16 protein-coding genes are annotated in these 14,052 nt (G+C 72.3%); 1 reads left to right on the forward strand and 15 read right to left on the reverse strand.

Annotated elements, in window-relative coordinates; translation table 11 throughout:
* Nucleotides 1–604 (forward strand): hypothetical protein (locus VIG79_RS16600; protein WP_331887620.1); only part of this gene is annotated, 604 nt, incomplete at its 5' end.
* On the opposite strand, the gene hemB is transcribed toward VIG79_RS16600, so the two are convergent.
* The 15 genes from hemB to VIG79_RS16675 form a co-directional block, all read right to left on the reverse strand.
* The gene (gene hemB / locus VIG79_RS16605) at nt 561–1,544 is read right to left on the reverse strand and encodes a porphobilinogen synthase (protein ID WP_331887621.1); all 984 of its coding nucleotides are present in this window, start codon (nt 1,542–1,544) and stop codon (nt 561–563) included. The two genes, VIG79_RS16600 and hemB, sit on opposite strands and share 44 nt — an antisense overlap.
* 19 nt (nt 1,545–1,563) lie before the next feature.
* Complete coding sequence (locus tag VIG79_RS16610; RefSeq protein WP_331887622.1) at nt 1,564–3,189, reverse strand: bifunctional uroporphyrinogen-III C-methyltransferase/uroporphyrinogen-III synthase; 1,626 nt, start codon at nt 3,187–3,189, stop codon at nt 1,564–1,566.
* Nucleotides 3,186–4,217: a hydroxymethylbilane synthase gene (hemC, locus tag VIG79_RS16615; RefSeq protein WP_331887623.1), complete on the reverse strand. Its 1,032-nt coding sequence runs from the start codon at nt 4,215–4,217 to the stop codon at nt 3,186–3,188. The genes VIG79_RS16610 and hemC overlap by 4 nt, the downstream gene beginning before the upstream one ends.
* Nucleotides 4,214–5,536, reverse strand: coding sequence for a glutamyl-tRNA reductase (locus tag VIG79_RS16620; RefSeq protein WP_331887624.1), 1,323 nt, complete (start codon nt 5,534–5,536; stop codon nt 4,214–4,216). Before VIG79_RS16620 ends, hemC begins: the two co-directional genes overlap by 4 nt.
* Nucleotides 5,533–6,207, reverse strand: a complete 675-nt coding sequence (locus tag VIG79_RS16625) for a redox-sensing transcriptional repressor Rex (protein ID WP_331887625.1) — start codon at nt 6,205–6,207, stop codon at nt 5,533–5,535. Before VIG79_RS16625 ends, VIG79_RS16620 begins: the two co-directional genes overlap by 4 nt.
* A gap of 171 nt (nt 6,208–6,378) precedes the next feature.
* Entirely contained in the window at nt 6,379–6,684 is a 306-nt protein-coding gene (locus VIG79_RS16630; protein WP_331887626.1) for a glutaredoxin family protein, read from the reverse strand.
* Nucleotides 6,685–6,841: 157 nt separating this feature from the next.
* The gene (locus VIG79_RS16635; protein ID WP_331887627.1) at nt 6,842–8,461 is read right to left on the reverse strand and encodes a lysophospholipid acyltransferase family protein; all 1,620 of its coding nucleotides are present in this window, start codon (nt 8,459–8,461) and stop codon (nt 6,842–6,844) included.
* Nucleotides 8,461–9,510 carry an NAD-dependent epimerase/dehydratase family protein gene (locus VIG79_RS16640; protein WP_331887628.1) on the reverse strand — a complete coding sequence of 350 codons (1,050 nt, stop codon included), beginning with the start codon at nt 9,508–9,510 and terminating at the stop codon, nt 8,461–8,463. The genes VIG79_RS16635 and VIG79_RS16640 overlap by 1 nt, the downstream gene beginning before the upstream one ends.
* Before the next feature lie 137 nt (nt 9,511–9,647).
* Entirely contained in the window at nt 9,648–9,746 is a 99-nt protein-coding gene (locus VIG79_RS16645) for a 30S ribosomal protein bS22 (protein ID WP_003792170.1), read from the reverse strand.
* Between the two features lie 208 nt (nt 9,747–9,954).
* Nucleotides 9,955–10,155, reverse strand: coding sequence for a helix-turn-helix domain-containing protein (locus VIG79_RS16650; RefSeq protein WP_331887629.1), 201 nt, complete (start codon nt 10,153–10,155; stop codon nt 9,955–9,957).
* Between the two features lie 377 nt (nt 10,156–10,532).
* A complete protein-coding gene (locus VIG79_RS16655; RefSeq protein ID WP_331887630.1) occupies nt 10,533–11,729 on the reverse strand; it encodes an acetoin utilization protein AcuC in 1,197 nt (398 codons plus the stop codon).
* 33 nt (nt 11,730–11,762) lie between these two features.
* Nucleotides 11,763–12,317, reverse strand: coding sequence for a GNAT family N-acetyltransferase (locus tag VIG79_RS16660; RefSeq protein WP_331887631.1), 555 nt, complete (start codon nt 12,315–12,317; stop codon nt 11,763–11,765).
* 4 nt (nt 12,318–12,321) lie between these two features.
* Nucleotides 12,322–12,846 (reverse strand): GNAT family N-acetyltransferase, encoded by a 525-nt coding sequence (locus tag VIG79_RS16665; protein WP_331887632.1) that lies wholly within the window; start codon nt 12,844–12,846, stop codon nt 12,322–12,324.
* Nucleotides 12,843–13,649 carry a pyrroline-5-carboxylate reductase gene (gene proC / locus VIG79_RS16670; protein WP_331887633.1) on the reverse strand — a complete coding sequence of 269 codons (807 nt, stop codon included), beginning with the start codon at nt 13,647–13,649 and terminating at the stop codon, nt 12,843–12,845. The genes VIG79_RS16665 and proC overlap by 4 nt, the downstream gene beginning before the upstream one ends.
* A gap of 4 nt (nt 13,650–13,653) precedes the next feature.
* Nucleotides 13,654–14,052, reverse strand: a 399-nt coding sequence (locus VIG79_RS16675; RefSeq protein ID WP_331887634.1) for a proline dehydrogenase family protein, incomplete at its 5' end; no start/stop codon positions are given.

The following is a 14,052-nucleotide window of genomic DNA, read 5'->3' on the forward strand; positions in this document are numbered from 1 at the left end:
CGTGGCTCGACCTTCGGTGCAGTGGAACGGTGCGCGGGTGGGCGCCCTCATCGGTGCGGTGGGGGGCGTGCTCTTCGTCGTGCTCAACGCGTGGCCGCTGGGCGAGCCCTGGACCAACGTCGCCATCGGGATCGGCGTCGCCTGGTTCCTCTGGGACCTCCGCGCGATCATGCGGGTCCCTGAGGACCCGGACGCCGTGCGGCCGGACGCCCGTCAGATGCAGGCGTTCTGGATCGTCGTGGCGCTCGAGGTGATCCTCATCATCGGGGGTACCCAGCTGGCCATCCGCGTCCTCGAGATCCCCAGCGCCTCACTGCCCTGGGTCGCGACCGTGCTCGGGGTGCACTGGCTGGTGTTCCGGATGGTGTTCCGGCAGGAGGTGTTCCTCTGGCTCGGGTGCTTCACCCTGACCTGCGGCGTCGTCGGCCTGATGGTCGCCTTGACCGGCGTCGCCGGGTCGGACGGCCTGGCGGCCACGGCGATCGCCAGCGGCCTCATCGTTGGGGCGGTCATGCTCGTGGCGGTGGGTATCGACGCCGGACGGCGCCGGGAGTCGATCATCATGCGCCGAGCCAGGCCGCGGCCTCCCGGGCGTAGTACGTGAGGGTGATCTGCGCGCCGGCCCGCTTGATGGACGTCAGTGCCTCCAGGGCACAGCGGCGCCGGTCGATCCAGCCACGCTCGGCGGCCGCCTCGATCATCGAGTACTCGCCGCTGATCTGGTAGGCCGCCACGGGCACGGTCGCGATCTCGGTGGCCGCTCGCACGACGTCGAGGTTCGGCAGCGCGGGCTTGACCATGACGATGTCGGCGCCCTCGTCGAGGTCGAGCTGGATCTCGCGCAGCGCGTCGACGACGTTCGCCGGGTCCTGCTGGTAGGTCGCCCGGTCCCCGACCAGGGAGGACTCGACCGCCTCGCGGAACGGCCCGTAGAACCCGCTCGCGTACTTCGCCGAGTACGCGAACACGATCGTGTCGATGAACCCGGCCTCGTCGAGGGCGGACCGGACGACGCGGACCTGGCCGTCCATCATCCCGCTCGGCCCGACCGCGTGGGCGCCGGCACGGGCCTGCGCCACGGCCATCGAGGCGTACCGCTCGAGCGTGGCGTCGTTGTCGACGCGGCCCTGCTCGTCGAGGACGCCGCAGTGGCCGTGGTCGGTGAACTCGTCGAGGCAGAGGTCGGCCATGACGACGAGGTCGTCGCCGACCGCCTCGCGGACCCGGGTGACGGCGACGTTGAGGATGCCGTCGGGGTCGTCACCTCCGGACCCGACCGCGTCCTTGGTCGTCGGCACGCCGAAGATCATGAAACCGCCGACCCCGGCCGCCACACACGCCCGAGCCTCGTCGACGAGCGAGTCCAGGGTGTGCTGGACCACCCCGGGCATGCTCGAGATCGGGGTCGGCGCCGTGGCCCCCTCCTTGACGAAGACCGGCAGCACGAAGTCGCGGGGGTGCAGCCGCGTCTCGGCCACCATCGCCCGGACCGCGGCGTTCTGCCGCAGCCGCCGGGGGCGGGTCACCGGGAGCTCGACACCCATCGCGTGGCCTCGGTATGCGTCAGCGGGCTCGGCGCCGGGCGGTGGCCTTCGTCGCGCTGGGTCGGCGCACCGGCCCACCGGCCTCCTGGGCGGCGACCGCCAGGCCGAGTCCGTGTGCCGCCAGGGCGTCGACGAGGGCGTCGGAGGACGCCTCGGGCGCCATGACGTCGACGTGCAGACCGGCCTCCTCGGCCGCCTTCGCCGTCGCCGGACCGATGACCGCGACGACCGTCGACGGGTGCGGCTTGCCCGCGATCCCGACGAGGTTGCGGACCGTCGAGCTCGACGTGAAGACGACCGCGTCGTAGGCACCCGACTTGATCGCGTCGCGCACCTCGGCAGCCGGCGGAGCGGCCCGGACGGTGCGGTAGGCGGTGACGTCGTCGACCTCCCAGCCCATGTCCTGCAGGCCGGCCACCAGCGTGTCGGTGGCGATGTCGGCGCGCGGCAGGAAGACCCGGTTGATGGGGTCGAGGACGTCGTCGTACTCCGGCCAGTCGGCGAGCAGGCCCGCTGCCGACTGTTCGCCCGACGGGACTAGGTCGGGCACCAGGCCCCACTCGCGGAGCGCGTTGGCGGTCACGCCGCCGACGGCCGCGATCTTGAGGCCCGAGAACGCGCGAGCGTCCAGACCCGACTCCTCGAACTTCTCGCGCACGGCCTTGACCGCGTTGACCGAGGTGAACCCGATCCACTCGTAGCGGCCGGTGACGAGCCCCTTGATGGCGCGGTCCATCTGCTGCGGCGTACGCGGCGGCTCGACCGAGATGGTCGGCACGATGTCGGCGTGGGCGCCGTAGAACGCCAGCCGCTCGCTGGTCGCGCCGGCCTGGTCCTTGGTGCGGGGCAACAGCACCGTCCAGCCGAACAGTGGCTTGGTCTCGTACCAGGACAGCTCCGAGCGCAGCGCCACGCTCTGGCCGACCACAGCGAGCGTCGGGAAGATCAGCGTGGACTCGGCCAGCAGGGCCGCCGACTCCCCGAGGGTCGTCACCCGGCTGACCTGCTGGGTCGTCGTCCCCCGCTCGGTGAGGAGCACGGGCGTCTCCGCCGACCGGCCGGCCGCCAGGAGGCCGCCGAGGGCGGAGGCCAGGGTCTCGGGTGCTCCGAGGACCACCACCGTCACGTGGTCAGGGACGGCCGGCGCCCAGTCGACCCGGCGGTCGCCCGCGTCGACGACGTGCACGGCCGTGGCCTGCTGCGTCGTCAGCGGGACGCCGGCGTACATCGGCACGGCGGAGGCGGCGCTGACGCCGGGGACCACCTCGAACGGGATGCCGGCCTTGTGCAGGGCCAGCGCCTCCTCGGCGAACCCGCTGAACAGGCTGGGGTCGCCGTCGAGGAGCCGGACGACGAGTCCGTCGCCGCCGAGCGCCTTGGCGGTGCGGACCAGCAGCTTGGCGCGCGACGCGCGGGTCAGCTCCTCGCCGTGCTCGCCGTGGCCGGCGTCGACGAGCGTGACGTCGGATCCGGCGAACCGGGCGATGAGCTCGTCGCGGTTCAGCTGGTCGATGAGGATGGTGTCGGCGGCCGCGAGCCGGTCGCGGGCTCGCAGGGTGACGAGTCCGGGATCGCCGGGGCCGGCCCCGACGAAGGCGACGCGGCCGACTGGCTTGCCGGCGCGAGTGGTGGCAGTGGGGGTCACGAGACCTGCTCCGTGTGGTGTTGGTGGTTAGTGGTGAACGTCGAAATCGGGCGGGGTATGCCATCGGGCAGCTCCGCCGGGCCGGGCGAACGGCTCGCGGCGGCTGGTGGGCTCTTGGTCAGGGCGAGGCCGGCGGCGCCGTCCTCGAGCAGCAGGGCGGCGAGCCGATGGCCGGCGGCGACCGGATCGGCCACCGGCGCGACGACGGAGCGGCGCAGCTCGGCCGACCCGTCCGGGGTTCCGACGAAGGCGCGGAGCGACAGCTCGGGCCCGTCCTCACCCTCCACGATCTCGGCGAGCGCGCCGACCGGTGCGGTGCACCCCGCCTCGAGGGCGGCCAGCAGCGCGCGTTCGGCGGTCACGCATACCCGCGTGTCCTCGTCGTCCAGCGCGGCGATCGCGGCGCGGACGTCGGCGCGGTCCTCACGGCACTCGACGGCCAGCGCTCCCTGCCCGGGGGCCGGCAGCATCTGCAGCGGGTCGATGGTCTCGGTGGCCTCGGTCACCCGGCCGATGCGGACCAGCCCGGCACGGGCGAGGACCACCGCGTCGACGGCGCCGGTCCGAACGAGGTCCAGACGGGTGTCGACGTTGCCGCGGACCGGAACCACGTCGAGGCCGAGACCGAGGGCCCCGAGCTGGGCGGCCCGCCGCGGCGAACCCGTACCCACGACCGACCCGGCCGGCAGCTCGCCGAGGGTGAGTCCGTCGCGGGCGACCAGCACGTCGCGCGGGTCCTCCCGGGTCGGCGTGGCCGCCACGACGAGACCGGGTTCGGGAGCGGTCGGCAGGTCCTTGAGGGAGTGGACCGCCAGGTCGATCTCGCCGTCGAGCAGTGCCCGGCGGATGGCAGCGGCGAAGACGCCGGTCCCGCCGATCGTGGTCAGCGCGTGCGACGACTGGTCGCCGAGGGTCGAGAGCGGGACGAGGTCGACGTCGTGGCCGAGCGCCCCCAGCCGGTCGGCCACCTCGTGGGCCTGAGCGAGGGCGAGAGTGCTGCGTCGGGTGCCGAGGCGCAGGGTCGTCATGACGCACCGCCCAGCTCGTGGTGCACCGCTGTCGGCGGCGTCGACACCGCCGCGACCGTGTGGGGGTCGAGGTCGAACAGCTCGCGCAACGCGGCCGCGTAGTCCTCGCCGTGGCCGTCGCTGCTCAGCTCCTTGATCCGGACGGTCGGCGTGTGGAGCAGCTTCTCGACGACCCGGTGCACCGCGTGCTGGAGCTCCTGACGCGTCGCCTCGTCGAGGTCGGGCAGCCGGTGGTCGAGCCGTTCCATCTCACCGGCGACGACCGCGGCAGCGCGCGACCGTAGGGCGGCCACGGTCGGGGCGACCGACTTCACCATCCGCGCCGCGAGGTAGCCGGCCACCTCGCCGGTGACGAGGTCTCGCACGGCCTGGACCTCGGGCAGCGTCTCGACGTCCGCCCGCTCGGTGAGGATCGCGCCGAGGTCGGCCAGGCCGACCAGCGTCGTGCCGGGCAGGTCGGCGACCGACGGGTCGACGTCGTGGGGCAGAGCCAGGTCGACGAAGACCCGGTCGTGCCGGTGCTGAGCCGCCGCGACGCCGACGAGGTCGGCGCCGATGAGGTACTGGGCCGATCCGGTGGAAGAGACGACGACGTCCGCCTCGGCGATCGCGTCGACCAACCGGACCATCTCGACGGCGCGCCCGCCGGTGCCCTCGGCCAGCCGCTCGCCGCGCGCCAGGGTGCGGTTCGCGACGAGGAGGCTGCCGACACCACGCCGGGCGGCGGTGGTGGCGGCCAGGCTGGACATCCCGCCGGCGCCGACGACGAGCACCGTGCGGCGCTCGAGGTCGCCGAGCAACCGCTCCGCCTCGTCGAGTCCGGCCTCGACCAGGGAGCGGCTGACCGTGTCGATCGCCGTCTCGTGATGAGCACGCTTGCCGACCCGAAGCGCTTGCTGCAGAAGGGAGTTCAGCGACTCTCCGACGGTGCCCGCGCGTTGGCCGGCCCGGAGCGCGTCGCGGAGCTGGCCGAGGACCTGCGCCTCGCCGACCGCCATCGAGTCGAGCCCGGCGGCCACCGAGAAGGCGTGGGCGACGGCGCGGTCCTCGAAGTGCACGTAGAGATGAGCGGTCATCTCGGCCCGGTCCACGCCGCTGACGTCCGCGAGCGACTCTCCGATCGCGGCCACCGCCCCGTGGAAGGTGAGCGCTTCCGCATACACCTCGAGGCGGTTGCACGTGCTGAGGACGACCGACTCCCCGACCGCGTCGGAGGCCGAGACCCGGTGCGCGAGAGCGCCCGTGGGCGCGCCCGCGACAGCCTCGAGCAAGGCGATCGGCGCGGAGCGGTGGGACAGGCCGATGACGAGCAGACTCACCGGGCGACCCCCACGGGCTGGTCGAGGGAGTCGACCTGCATCTCACGGAAGGCCAGCACGTGGAGCTCGGTGCCGAGGTCGACTCGGCGCACGTTGACGCCGGACGGGGCGGTCAGCACGGCCGGCGCGAAGTTGAGGATCGAGCGGATCCCGGCGGCGGCCATCGCGTCGCAGACCTGCTGCGCGGACGGTGCCGGGGTGGTGATGACGCCGATGGCGATCCTGCGGCTGCGGATCAGCCGGCGCAGCTCGCTCATCGGGCTGATGAGGACGTCACCGACGCGGCCCCCACCGACGGTCGGGTCGTCGTCGAACAGCGCGGCCACGTGAAACCCGCCCGACGTGAAGCCGGAGTAGGCGGCGAGGGCACGGCCGAGGTTGCCCATCCCGACGATGGCGACCGGCCAGTCCTGGCTGAGCCCGAGGGCGCGGGAGATCTCCACGGCCAGGTGGTCGACCTCGTACCCGACACCGCGCACGCCGTAGGAGCCCAGGTGGCTCAGGTCCTTGCGCAGCTGGGTGGAGCGCACCCCGGCGGCCGTGGCCAGCTCCTCGGATGAGACGCTCTTGGTGCCCCGCTCGGCGAAGTCGGTCAGCGCGCGCAGGTACTCCGGCAGCCGGGCAACCGTGGCGTCGGGGATCTCCCGGCGGGTCGCGGCGTCGGCGGACATGGTTGGTCACCGGCTCCTTTCAGCTGTGGCCCCAAGCGAACGCGGGGCCGACCAGCGAGGTCGGCCGGAGAGTTTCGCCCGGTGGCAGGGAGCGCGTGGTGTTGTCAGCGTATGCGGTTGTGAACGTCGGCACAAAGTCGCGACGACCCTGGGGCCAGCCCGTGGACGGCCCTACGGCAGCTCCGCCGCGTGGGTGTGATGTGCGTCACCCGGAGGCGGGCCGACGGGGCGCGGCGGCCGGTTCAGCGCCGCCCGGAGCCGGTCCGGCGAGACGCGGAAGAAGTCGTGCGCTCGGCCGTCGACCAGGGTCACGGGGATGTGGTCGGCCCACTGCTCGCGCAGCTCTGGGTCGTCGTCGATGGACCGTTCGTCCCAGTCGACGTCCAGCTCGGTCGCGACCTGCTCGACGACCGCCCTCGCGTCGTCGCAGAGATGGCAGCCGGGCCGTCCGATGAGGGTGATCCGCGTCGTGCTCACGAGGACCAGTGTGCGTCAGGGCGCGATCGGGTTGGTCGGTGGCACCGGGACGGCCAACCCCCTCCGATCCGACGGTTCGGCACGTCCGCCCCGCCCGCGGCGGGCTGACACGCCCAGCGAAGGACGGGACGAGCTGTCCACCGCGGCGACGTAGAGGTCAGAAGAACACCGAGCGGCGTTGCATCAGCAGCGAGTAGAGCGTCTGCTGGATCGTCTCGCGGGTCTGGTCGGTGAGGTCGAAGATGAGCATCGGGTCGTCGGCTGCTCCCGGTCCGAGGTCCGCGGTCTGCACCGGCACCCCGAACTCGATGAGCCACTTGCTCGGCAACGGGATCATGCCGAGCGGCCCGAGCAGCGGCCAGGTGGGCGTCACCGGCGCGTACGGAGCCCCGAGCAGCCGGGCGAGCGTCTTCATGTTGCCGATCATCGGGTAGATCTCCTCGGCCCCGACGATCGAGCACGGGATGATGGGGACCCCGGCCCGGATCGCGTTGGCCACGAAGCCGCCACGGCCGAACCGTTGCAGCTTGTAGCGCTCGCTGAACGGCTTGCCGATGCCCTTGAACCCCTCCGGCCACACCCCGACCAGCTCCCCGGACGAGAGCAGCAGCTCCGCGTCGGCGGTGGTCGCGAGCGTGGACCCGGACTTGCGGGCGACCTGCGAGACCATCGGCGTCTGGAACACGAAGTCGGCGCCGAGCATCCGCAGGTGCCGGTGCGATGGCGTCTCGTCGTAGACCGCGACCTGCGTCATCAACGAGTCGAAGGCGAACGTGCCCGAGTGGTTGGAGACGATGAGCCCGCCACCCTCGGCGGGGATGTTCTCGATGCCGCGGACCTCGACCCGGAACCAGGACTTGTACAGGGGTCGAAGCAACGGCAGGTATGCGCTCGTCGTGAAGTCCTCGTCGAAGCCGAAGTCGTCGACCTCGAAGTCGCCGGTCAGCCGGCGGCGCAGGAAGGCCAGGGTGCTGGCGACCTGTCGCTCGATGTCCTGAGGCTCGACCCCGGACGCGGCGACGACCGTTCGCAAGGCCGCGACACCGGCCTGGACCAGGTCCTCGACACCGGGAGCCACCATCCGCGACGCCTCGCCGGGCCGGACCGCCTCGCGTTGGGGAGTCGGCTGGGGCTCGTCACTGGGGAGCGGCGGATCGGGTACCGGTCGGAGCGGGCGTACCGGGCGGGGCGGCTCGCGGCGACGGCCGCCCTCGCGGGCGAGGACGCGGGCGGTGGGCTTCGTGGCGCGCGGCGCGGGCTGCGGGCGGTGCTTGCGCCCACCCGCGCGGGGAGCGCCTGCTGGGTCTGGCGCCCGCACCGGTGTTGCCGTGGCCGGCAGGGCTTTCGTTGTCGGGGGGATCGCACCAGGGGCGGCAGGGGTCGGGGCGGCAGCGGTCGAGGCGACCGTTGACGCGTCGGTCCACGAGGCGGTCGACGAGTCGGTCGGGGTGGGCACGGCGATCAGCGGCGTACCGCGACGACGGGCCCGCTCGCCGGACGCGCGGGCCGCCCCGGCTGCCAGCGCGTCCTGGGTCGTCGTCCGCCGGGCCGCGCCGGCCGCCGCCGACGTGCTCTTCGCGGGGCCGGCCGCCCTCGCCGTCGTGGCCGTCTTGGCCGTCTTCGCGCGTCCGGCCGTCTTGACCGTGCTGGCCGGAGGGGCTGCCTTGGCCGCAGTGGAGGTCTTGGCGGTCGCGCCGGCTTTGGCCGGTGGCGCCGCCTTGGCCGCCGTGGCGGCCTTCCCGGTCGCGGCGGTACGGCGCTTGTTCGGCGGGGCCATCAGGCGCCCCGTCCGTTGAGGGCGTGCACGAGGGCGTTGGCCGCAGACCCGGCCGCACCCTGGACCACGCTCACCGCGCTGGCCGCACCCGGGATGACCGCGGTCACGTGAGGGGCGAAGTCGAGGAAGGCGGCGCGCGTCGAGTACAGCGGCTCGAACCGGAGCACCTCACGCATACGCGTCGTGTCGAGGCCGCGGCCGAAGGCGAGGTACTGCATCTGGTCGTCCGAGAAGTCGGCGAGGCCGGCCCGCTTGACCACGCCGCCGAGGAAGCCGGCCGCGGGCAGCGGGACGGGGAAGATCGGGCGGCCGACCATGGCCGCGGCCTGCATCAGCGTGATGACGCCGGCGCCGGCGACGTTGACGTTGCCCACCGCCTTCGGTCCGGTCGCAGCCAGGACCAGGCACGACGCGGCGTCGGTCTCGTGGACGAACTGGAGGCGCGCGTCGAAGCCCAGCGGCGCGGGGATCAACGGCAGCGCGAAGTAGTCGGTCATCGAGGTGCGGATGCCCGGCCCGATGATGTTGGCCAACCGCAACGTCGTGATCCCCACATCGGGGCGTCGCCGTGCGAAACCCCGCACGTAGCCCTCCACCTCGACCGAGTCCTTGCCGAAACCCGCGCGGGGCAACGCCTTCGGACTCATCTCCTCGGTGAACATCGCGGGGTCGCGAGGTGAGGAACCGTAGACCGCGGCCGACGACTTCACCACCAGCCGCTGGAGCCCCTCGGCCTTCTGGCATGCGGCGAGGAGCTGCATCGTGCCGATGACGTTGATCTCCTTCTGGGAGACCCGGCCACCGGCGGAGAGCGGTGTCGCGATGACGTTCATGTGGACCACGGTGTCGACGCCGGCCTGGCCGATGATCTTGCCGATCATCGGGTTGCGGATATCGGCCCGCACGAACTCGGTGCGACCGATCGGGTGCGGTGGCGGCACGACATCGACGCCGATGATCCGCTCCACCGAGTCGACGGCGCCGAGGGCCCGCGCGAAGACACCGCCCATGTAGCGAGAGACACCGGTGACGAGCACGACGGAGGCCACGGCAACCCCCTTCTCCCCAACACGACGAAACCTCGGGCGACCTGGTCGATCCTAGCGAGACGACGAAGGCCCCCACCCCGGCTGGGGGTGGAGGCCCGTCGATAAGCGTCCGAAACGCTCGCGACTAGTTCTCGTGACTACTTCTTGTTACGACGCTGGTGGCGCGTCTTGCGCAGCAGCTTGCGGTGCTTCTTCTTCGCCATCCGCTTGCGGCGCTTCTTGATGACAGAACCCATGGACCGTCCTCGCGTTGGTCGTGCCTACCGTGGTGTCGGCGGGCAGCCAGAGCTAACGCCGAACAGATCGTCCGCCATCGTACCGTCCGCGTGCGGGACCGCCTAAACGCCGCGGAATCGGATGGGTTGTCGACTCCCGTTGGCCGAGCATCGCCCGGCCAACGGCCCTACCGGCGCCGACGCGAGTCGGAACCGGTGGCGCAGGGAGTCACGCGGTGTCGACGAAGGAGGTGCGCAGGTACTTGTGCACCTCGTCCTCCGGGACCCGGAACGAGCGACCGACACGGACCGCCGGGAGATCCCCGGCGTGGACCAGGCGGTAGACCGTCATCTTCGACACGCGCATGATCGAGGCGACCTCGGCAACGGTCAGGAACCGCACCTCGGCGAGCTGCCGCTCTGTGGACATGTGACCCTCGATCTGCCCCGCCCAGCGCCGGCTTCCCCTCCGGCGGTCGACTACGCGGGTGCAAGACGTCACTCTAGGGGCAGGTGTGACGCTTGGGGAAGGTACTGCCGAACCCAACCACTCCCCAAGTCAAGCCGCCACGCCGGTCACCGCGATGTCGCTCCCGCGGAAGCGCGTGGTGATCGGCGGACGACCCTCTCGGCGAGCACCCCTCGTTCGACAGCTCCGCACGGGCGGAGAAGGTGCGGCCCGGTGGGCGAGATGTCGGTTGTCAGGTCATCCCGTGCGGAGCTGTCGGCGGTGGCCGGAGTGGCTAGACCGCCGACGCCCGTACGACCGAAAGCGTCGACCCCGGTGCGCCGCAGCAGCCGATGGGGTCAGTCGAAGTAGACGTCGAGCCCGTGGAGGGGGAAGACCGCCTGGCGGGTCGCCATGACGGCCCGGTCGACCGGGTCCTCCGGGTCGTAGCCGAGGTCCCAGGAGCGCCACCACAACGGGCCCGCGTCCGGGGACCGGTCGCCCATCCGGAACGGCGCCGGTCGCCCGGTGAGCTCCCGGACGTGCTCCCGCCAGTCCTCGGGGACCGCGGCCGTCACGGGGATCGGCCGGTGCGCGGCGATCGCCGTGAGGTGCGTCCACGTGCGCGGGACGACGTCGACGATCTCGTAGCCGCCGCCGCCCAGCGCGACCCAGCGTCCGTCGCATACCTCGTGGCTGAGCCGATGCAGCGCATCGGCGGCCTCCCGCTGCGCGTCGACGGTCAACGCGAGGTGCGCGAGCGGGTCCTGCAGGTGGGTGTCGCAGCCGTGCTGGGTCACCAGCACCTGGGGGCGGAACGCGCGGACGACCGGCAGGGCCGTGGAGTGGAACGCGCGCAGCCACCCTGCGTCGGCGACGCCTGGCGGTAGGGCGACGTTGGTGGCCGACCCCTGGGCGTCCGGCCCGCCGATGTCGCCAGGCCATCCGGTACCCGGGAACAGCGCCCGGCCCGACTCGTGGATCGACACCGTGAGCACCCGCTCGTCGTCCCAGAAGACGCGCTCGACGCCGTCACCATGGTGGACGTCGACGTCGACGTAGGCGACCCGTTCGACGCCGTGGTCGAGCAGCCACTGGATCCCGACGGCCACGTCGTTATAGATACAGAACCCGGAGGCGGCTTCGCGCATCGCGTGGTGCAGCCCACCGCAGAAGTTCACCCCGTGCGCGGTCTCACCGCTCCACACCGCCTCGCAGAGGTCCCGGGTACCGGCCACGACACGGGCGCTCGCCTCGTGCATACCGACGAAGGCCGGGTCGTCGTCGGTGCCCAGCCCGTATGCGCCGTGGGCCGTCTCGGGGTCGAGGGAGGCGGCCTTGACGGCGGCCACGTAGGCCGCGCTGTGGACGGTCTCCAGGAGGGAGTCCGACGCGATCCCGGGGTCGAGGCGGTGGACGTCCGGAAGGTCGAAGAGCCCGAACGCGTCACAGAGCCGCGCCGTGAGGTCCAGCCGTACCGGCGACATGGGGTGCGTGGGACCGAAGTCGTACCGCGTGAAACCCGGGTCCCACACGACCTCGGCCTGAGTCGGCATGGGCGTGACGTTACCGAGGTTCCCTTTGACCGCTCAGAGCACGTCCGGTCGGCCGCGGTCCTCACCGAGGGGGAGGACCATGGCGATCTCCTCCTCGTCGTCCTCCCCGGCGCCCGGGGTGACCCGCATCGGACGCCGGAAGTCGGTGGGACGGAAGCCGATCCCGCTGGCGAAGGCCACCGCGCGGCCGTTGTCGGTGCCGACCCAGTAGGAGACGTGCGTGCGGCCGTCGCGGCGGGCCCGCTCGGCACTGGCCTCGACGAGCTTGGTCGCCACGCCGGTGCCCCGTGCGTCGGGGGCCACCCAGAGCCCGAAGATCTCGGCGACCCGGCCCTCCTCGTCCTTGCCCTCACCGAGGCTGACGACCCCGACCGACTGACCGACCGTGCTGCCCTCAGCCTCCCGCCGCACCGCGACGAGTCGGGTGGAACGGCGCAGGCGCAGCCGCCAGAAGTCCTCCTCGAAGCCCTCTTCCGCGTCCACGCTCGCGGCGAACGCGTCCGGCGAGTCCCGAAGCGCAGCAAGGCGGATGGCCCGGAACTCCTGCCAGTCCTCCTCGCCGAGCGAGCGAACCGTCACGTCGGTCATGGCGTCAGCCTCCCACGTCGCTGCCGGCCTCAGGGACCGGGGTCTCGAGCACTCTCTCCATGCCCAGCTCCTCGAGCTCGGGCTTGCGGGGCAGCGGATGACGGGTGCCGTCGGCGACGAAACCCATCCGTTCGTACAGCCGGATCGCAGGGACGTTTCCGACGGTGACCTCGAGGACGACCCGCCTCCGACCGCGCTCGGCGGCCTCGTCGAGGACCGCCTGGACCAGGCGCTCGCCCACTCCGGCGCCGCGGGCTCGCGGGGCGACGTACATCGCGACGAGGGTCGCGGCGTCGCCAGGCGTCTCGGGGTCGTCCCACACGCCGACCGAGCCGACCGGGTCGCCCTCGAGGCGGGCCTGGAAGTGGCACTGCGTGGCGATCCGCCCGCGCCAGGTGTCCTCGTCGACGTCGACGACGTCGGCGAACTGGGTGAAGAACGCGTCCGGGGCGGCCTGGAGCATCTCGAGCCGGAGGTCGCGGTGCGACTCCCAGTCGTCGGGCGTGACGCGGTGGACCGTGAGCGTCACGGGTTCCCGGCGGCCAGCTCGTGTGAGCGCTGCGCGGCGGCCTCGATCGCCGAGATGAAGGCCGCGCGGACCTTGTGGTCGTCGAGCTGGCGCAGGGCAGCGACGGTGGTGCCGCCGGGCGAGGAGACCCGCTCGCGCAGCACCGTCGGGTGCTCGCCGGTCTCCTTGAGCATCGTCGCGGCACCGAAGAGGGTCTGGACGACCAGCTCGGTACTCGTCGCCCGCGGCAGCCCGAGGACGACACCGGCCTCGATCATGGCCTCGACGACGTAGAAGATGTAGGCCGGTCCGCTGCCGGAGATCGCGGTCACGGCGTCCTGGTACTTCTCGGGGACCTGGACGACCCGACCACACGAGCGCAGCAGCGCCTCGGCCTCGTCGAGGTGCTCCGGGGTGCAGTGCTGCCCCGGCGAGATGGCGGCCATCCCCTGGTCGACCAGGGCCGGGGTGTTGGGCATCACCCGGACCACGGACGACCCCTCGGGCAGCCGGGACTCGAGGTACGCGGTGGTGATGCCGGCGGCGAGGGAGACGACGAGGTTGCCCGAGACCACGTGATCGCGGATCTCGCCGAGCAGCCCATCCATGTCCTGCGGCTTCACGACGAGGACGAGGACGTCGGCGGACTTCGCGGCCGTGGCGTTGTCGAGCACGCTCACGCCGTACTTGGCGTTGAGCGCGGCGGCGTGGTCGGTGCGCTTCTCCGTGATGGAGAGGTCGGCCACGTCCCGGCCCGACCGGATCAGGCCGGACAGCAGGGTCTCCCCCATGACGCCGGCGCCGAAGATCGCGGTGGTGGCCATGACGTCAGCCCTTCGTCGCGACGCCGCGGAGGAAGAACATGAGGTTCCCCGGCTTCTCGGCCATGCGGCGCATGAGGTAGCCGTACCACTCCTCGCCGTAGGGGATGTAGACGCGCATCTGGTCGCCGCGGTCGGCGATGCGCTGCTGCTCCTCGGGCCGAATGCCGTAGAGCATCTGGTACTCGAAGGACCTGGGGGCGCGTCCGTTCTTGGCGGCCAGGGCGCCGGCGATCTCGACCAGCCGCGGGTCGTGGCTGGCGACCATCGGGTACCCCTGGCCGGCCATGAGGACCTTGAGGCAGCGCACGTAGGACTTGTCGACGTCGCCGGAGGATTGGTAGGCCACCGACTCCGGCTCCTTGTACGCCCCCTTGCAGAGCCGGACCCGGCTGCCCTCGTGGGC

It is taken from the genome of Lapillicoccus sp. (assembly GCF_036559105.1).
Lineage (GTDB): Bacteria > Actinomycetota > Actinomycetes > Actinomycetales > Dermatophilaceae > Lapillicoccus.

What these genes read in the sequence shown, in the direction of transcription:
- hemB (WP_331887621.1), bottom strand. Translation starts at nt 1,544, where the DNA reads ATGGGTGTCGAGCTCCCGGTGACCCGCCCCCGGCGGCTGCGGCAGAAC.
- hemC (WP_331887623.1), bottom strand. Translation starts at nt 4,217, where the DNA reads ATGACGACCCTGCGCCTCGGCACCCGACGCAGCACTCTCGCCCTCGCT.
- VIG79_RS16625 (WP_331887625.1), bottom strand. Translation starts at nt 6,207, where the DNA reads ATGTCCGCCGACGCCGCGACCCGCCGGGAGATCCCCGACGCCACGGTT.
- VIG79_RS16635 (WP_331887627.1), bottom strand. Translation starts at nt 8,461, where the DNA reads ATGGCCCCGCCGAACAAGCGCCGTACCGCCGCGACCGGGAAGGCCGCC.
- VIG79_RS16645 (WP_003792170.1), bottom strand. Translation starts at nt 9,746, where the DNA reads ATGGGTTCTGTCATCAAGAAGCGCCGCAAGCGGATGGCGAAGAAGAAG.
- VIG79_RS16650 (WP_331887629.1), bottom strand. Translation starts at nt 10,155, where the DNA reads ATGTCCACAGAGCGGCAGCTCGCCGAGGTGCGGTTCCTGACCGTTGCC.
- VIG79_RS16655 (WP_331887630.1), bottom strand. Translation starts at nt 11,729, where the DNA reads ATGCCGACTCAGGCCGAGGTCGTGTGGGACCCGGGTTTCACGCGGTAC.
- VIG79_RS16660 (WP_331887631.1), bottom strand. Translation starts at nt 12,317, where the DNA reads ATGACCGACGTGACGGTTCGCTCGCTCGGCGAGGAGGACTGGCAGGAG.
- proC (WP_331887633.1), bottom strand. Translation starts at nt 13,649, where the DNA reads ATGGCCACCACCGCGATCTTCGGCGCCGGCGTCATGGGGGAGACCCTG.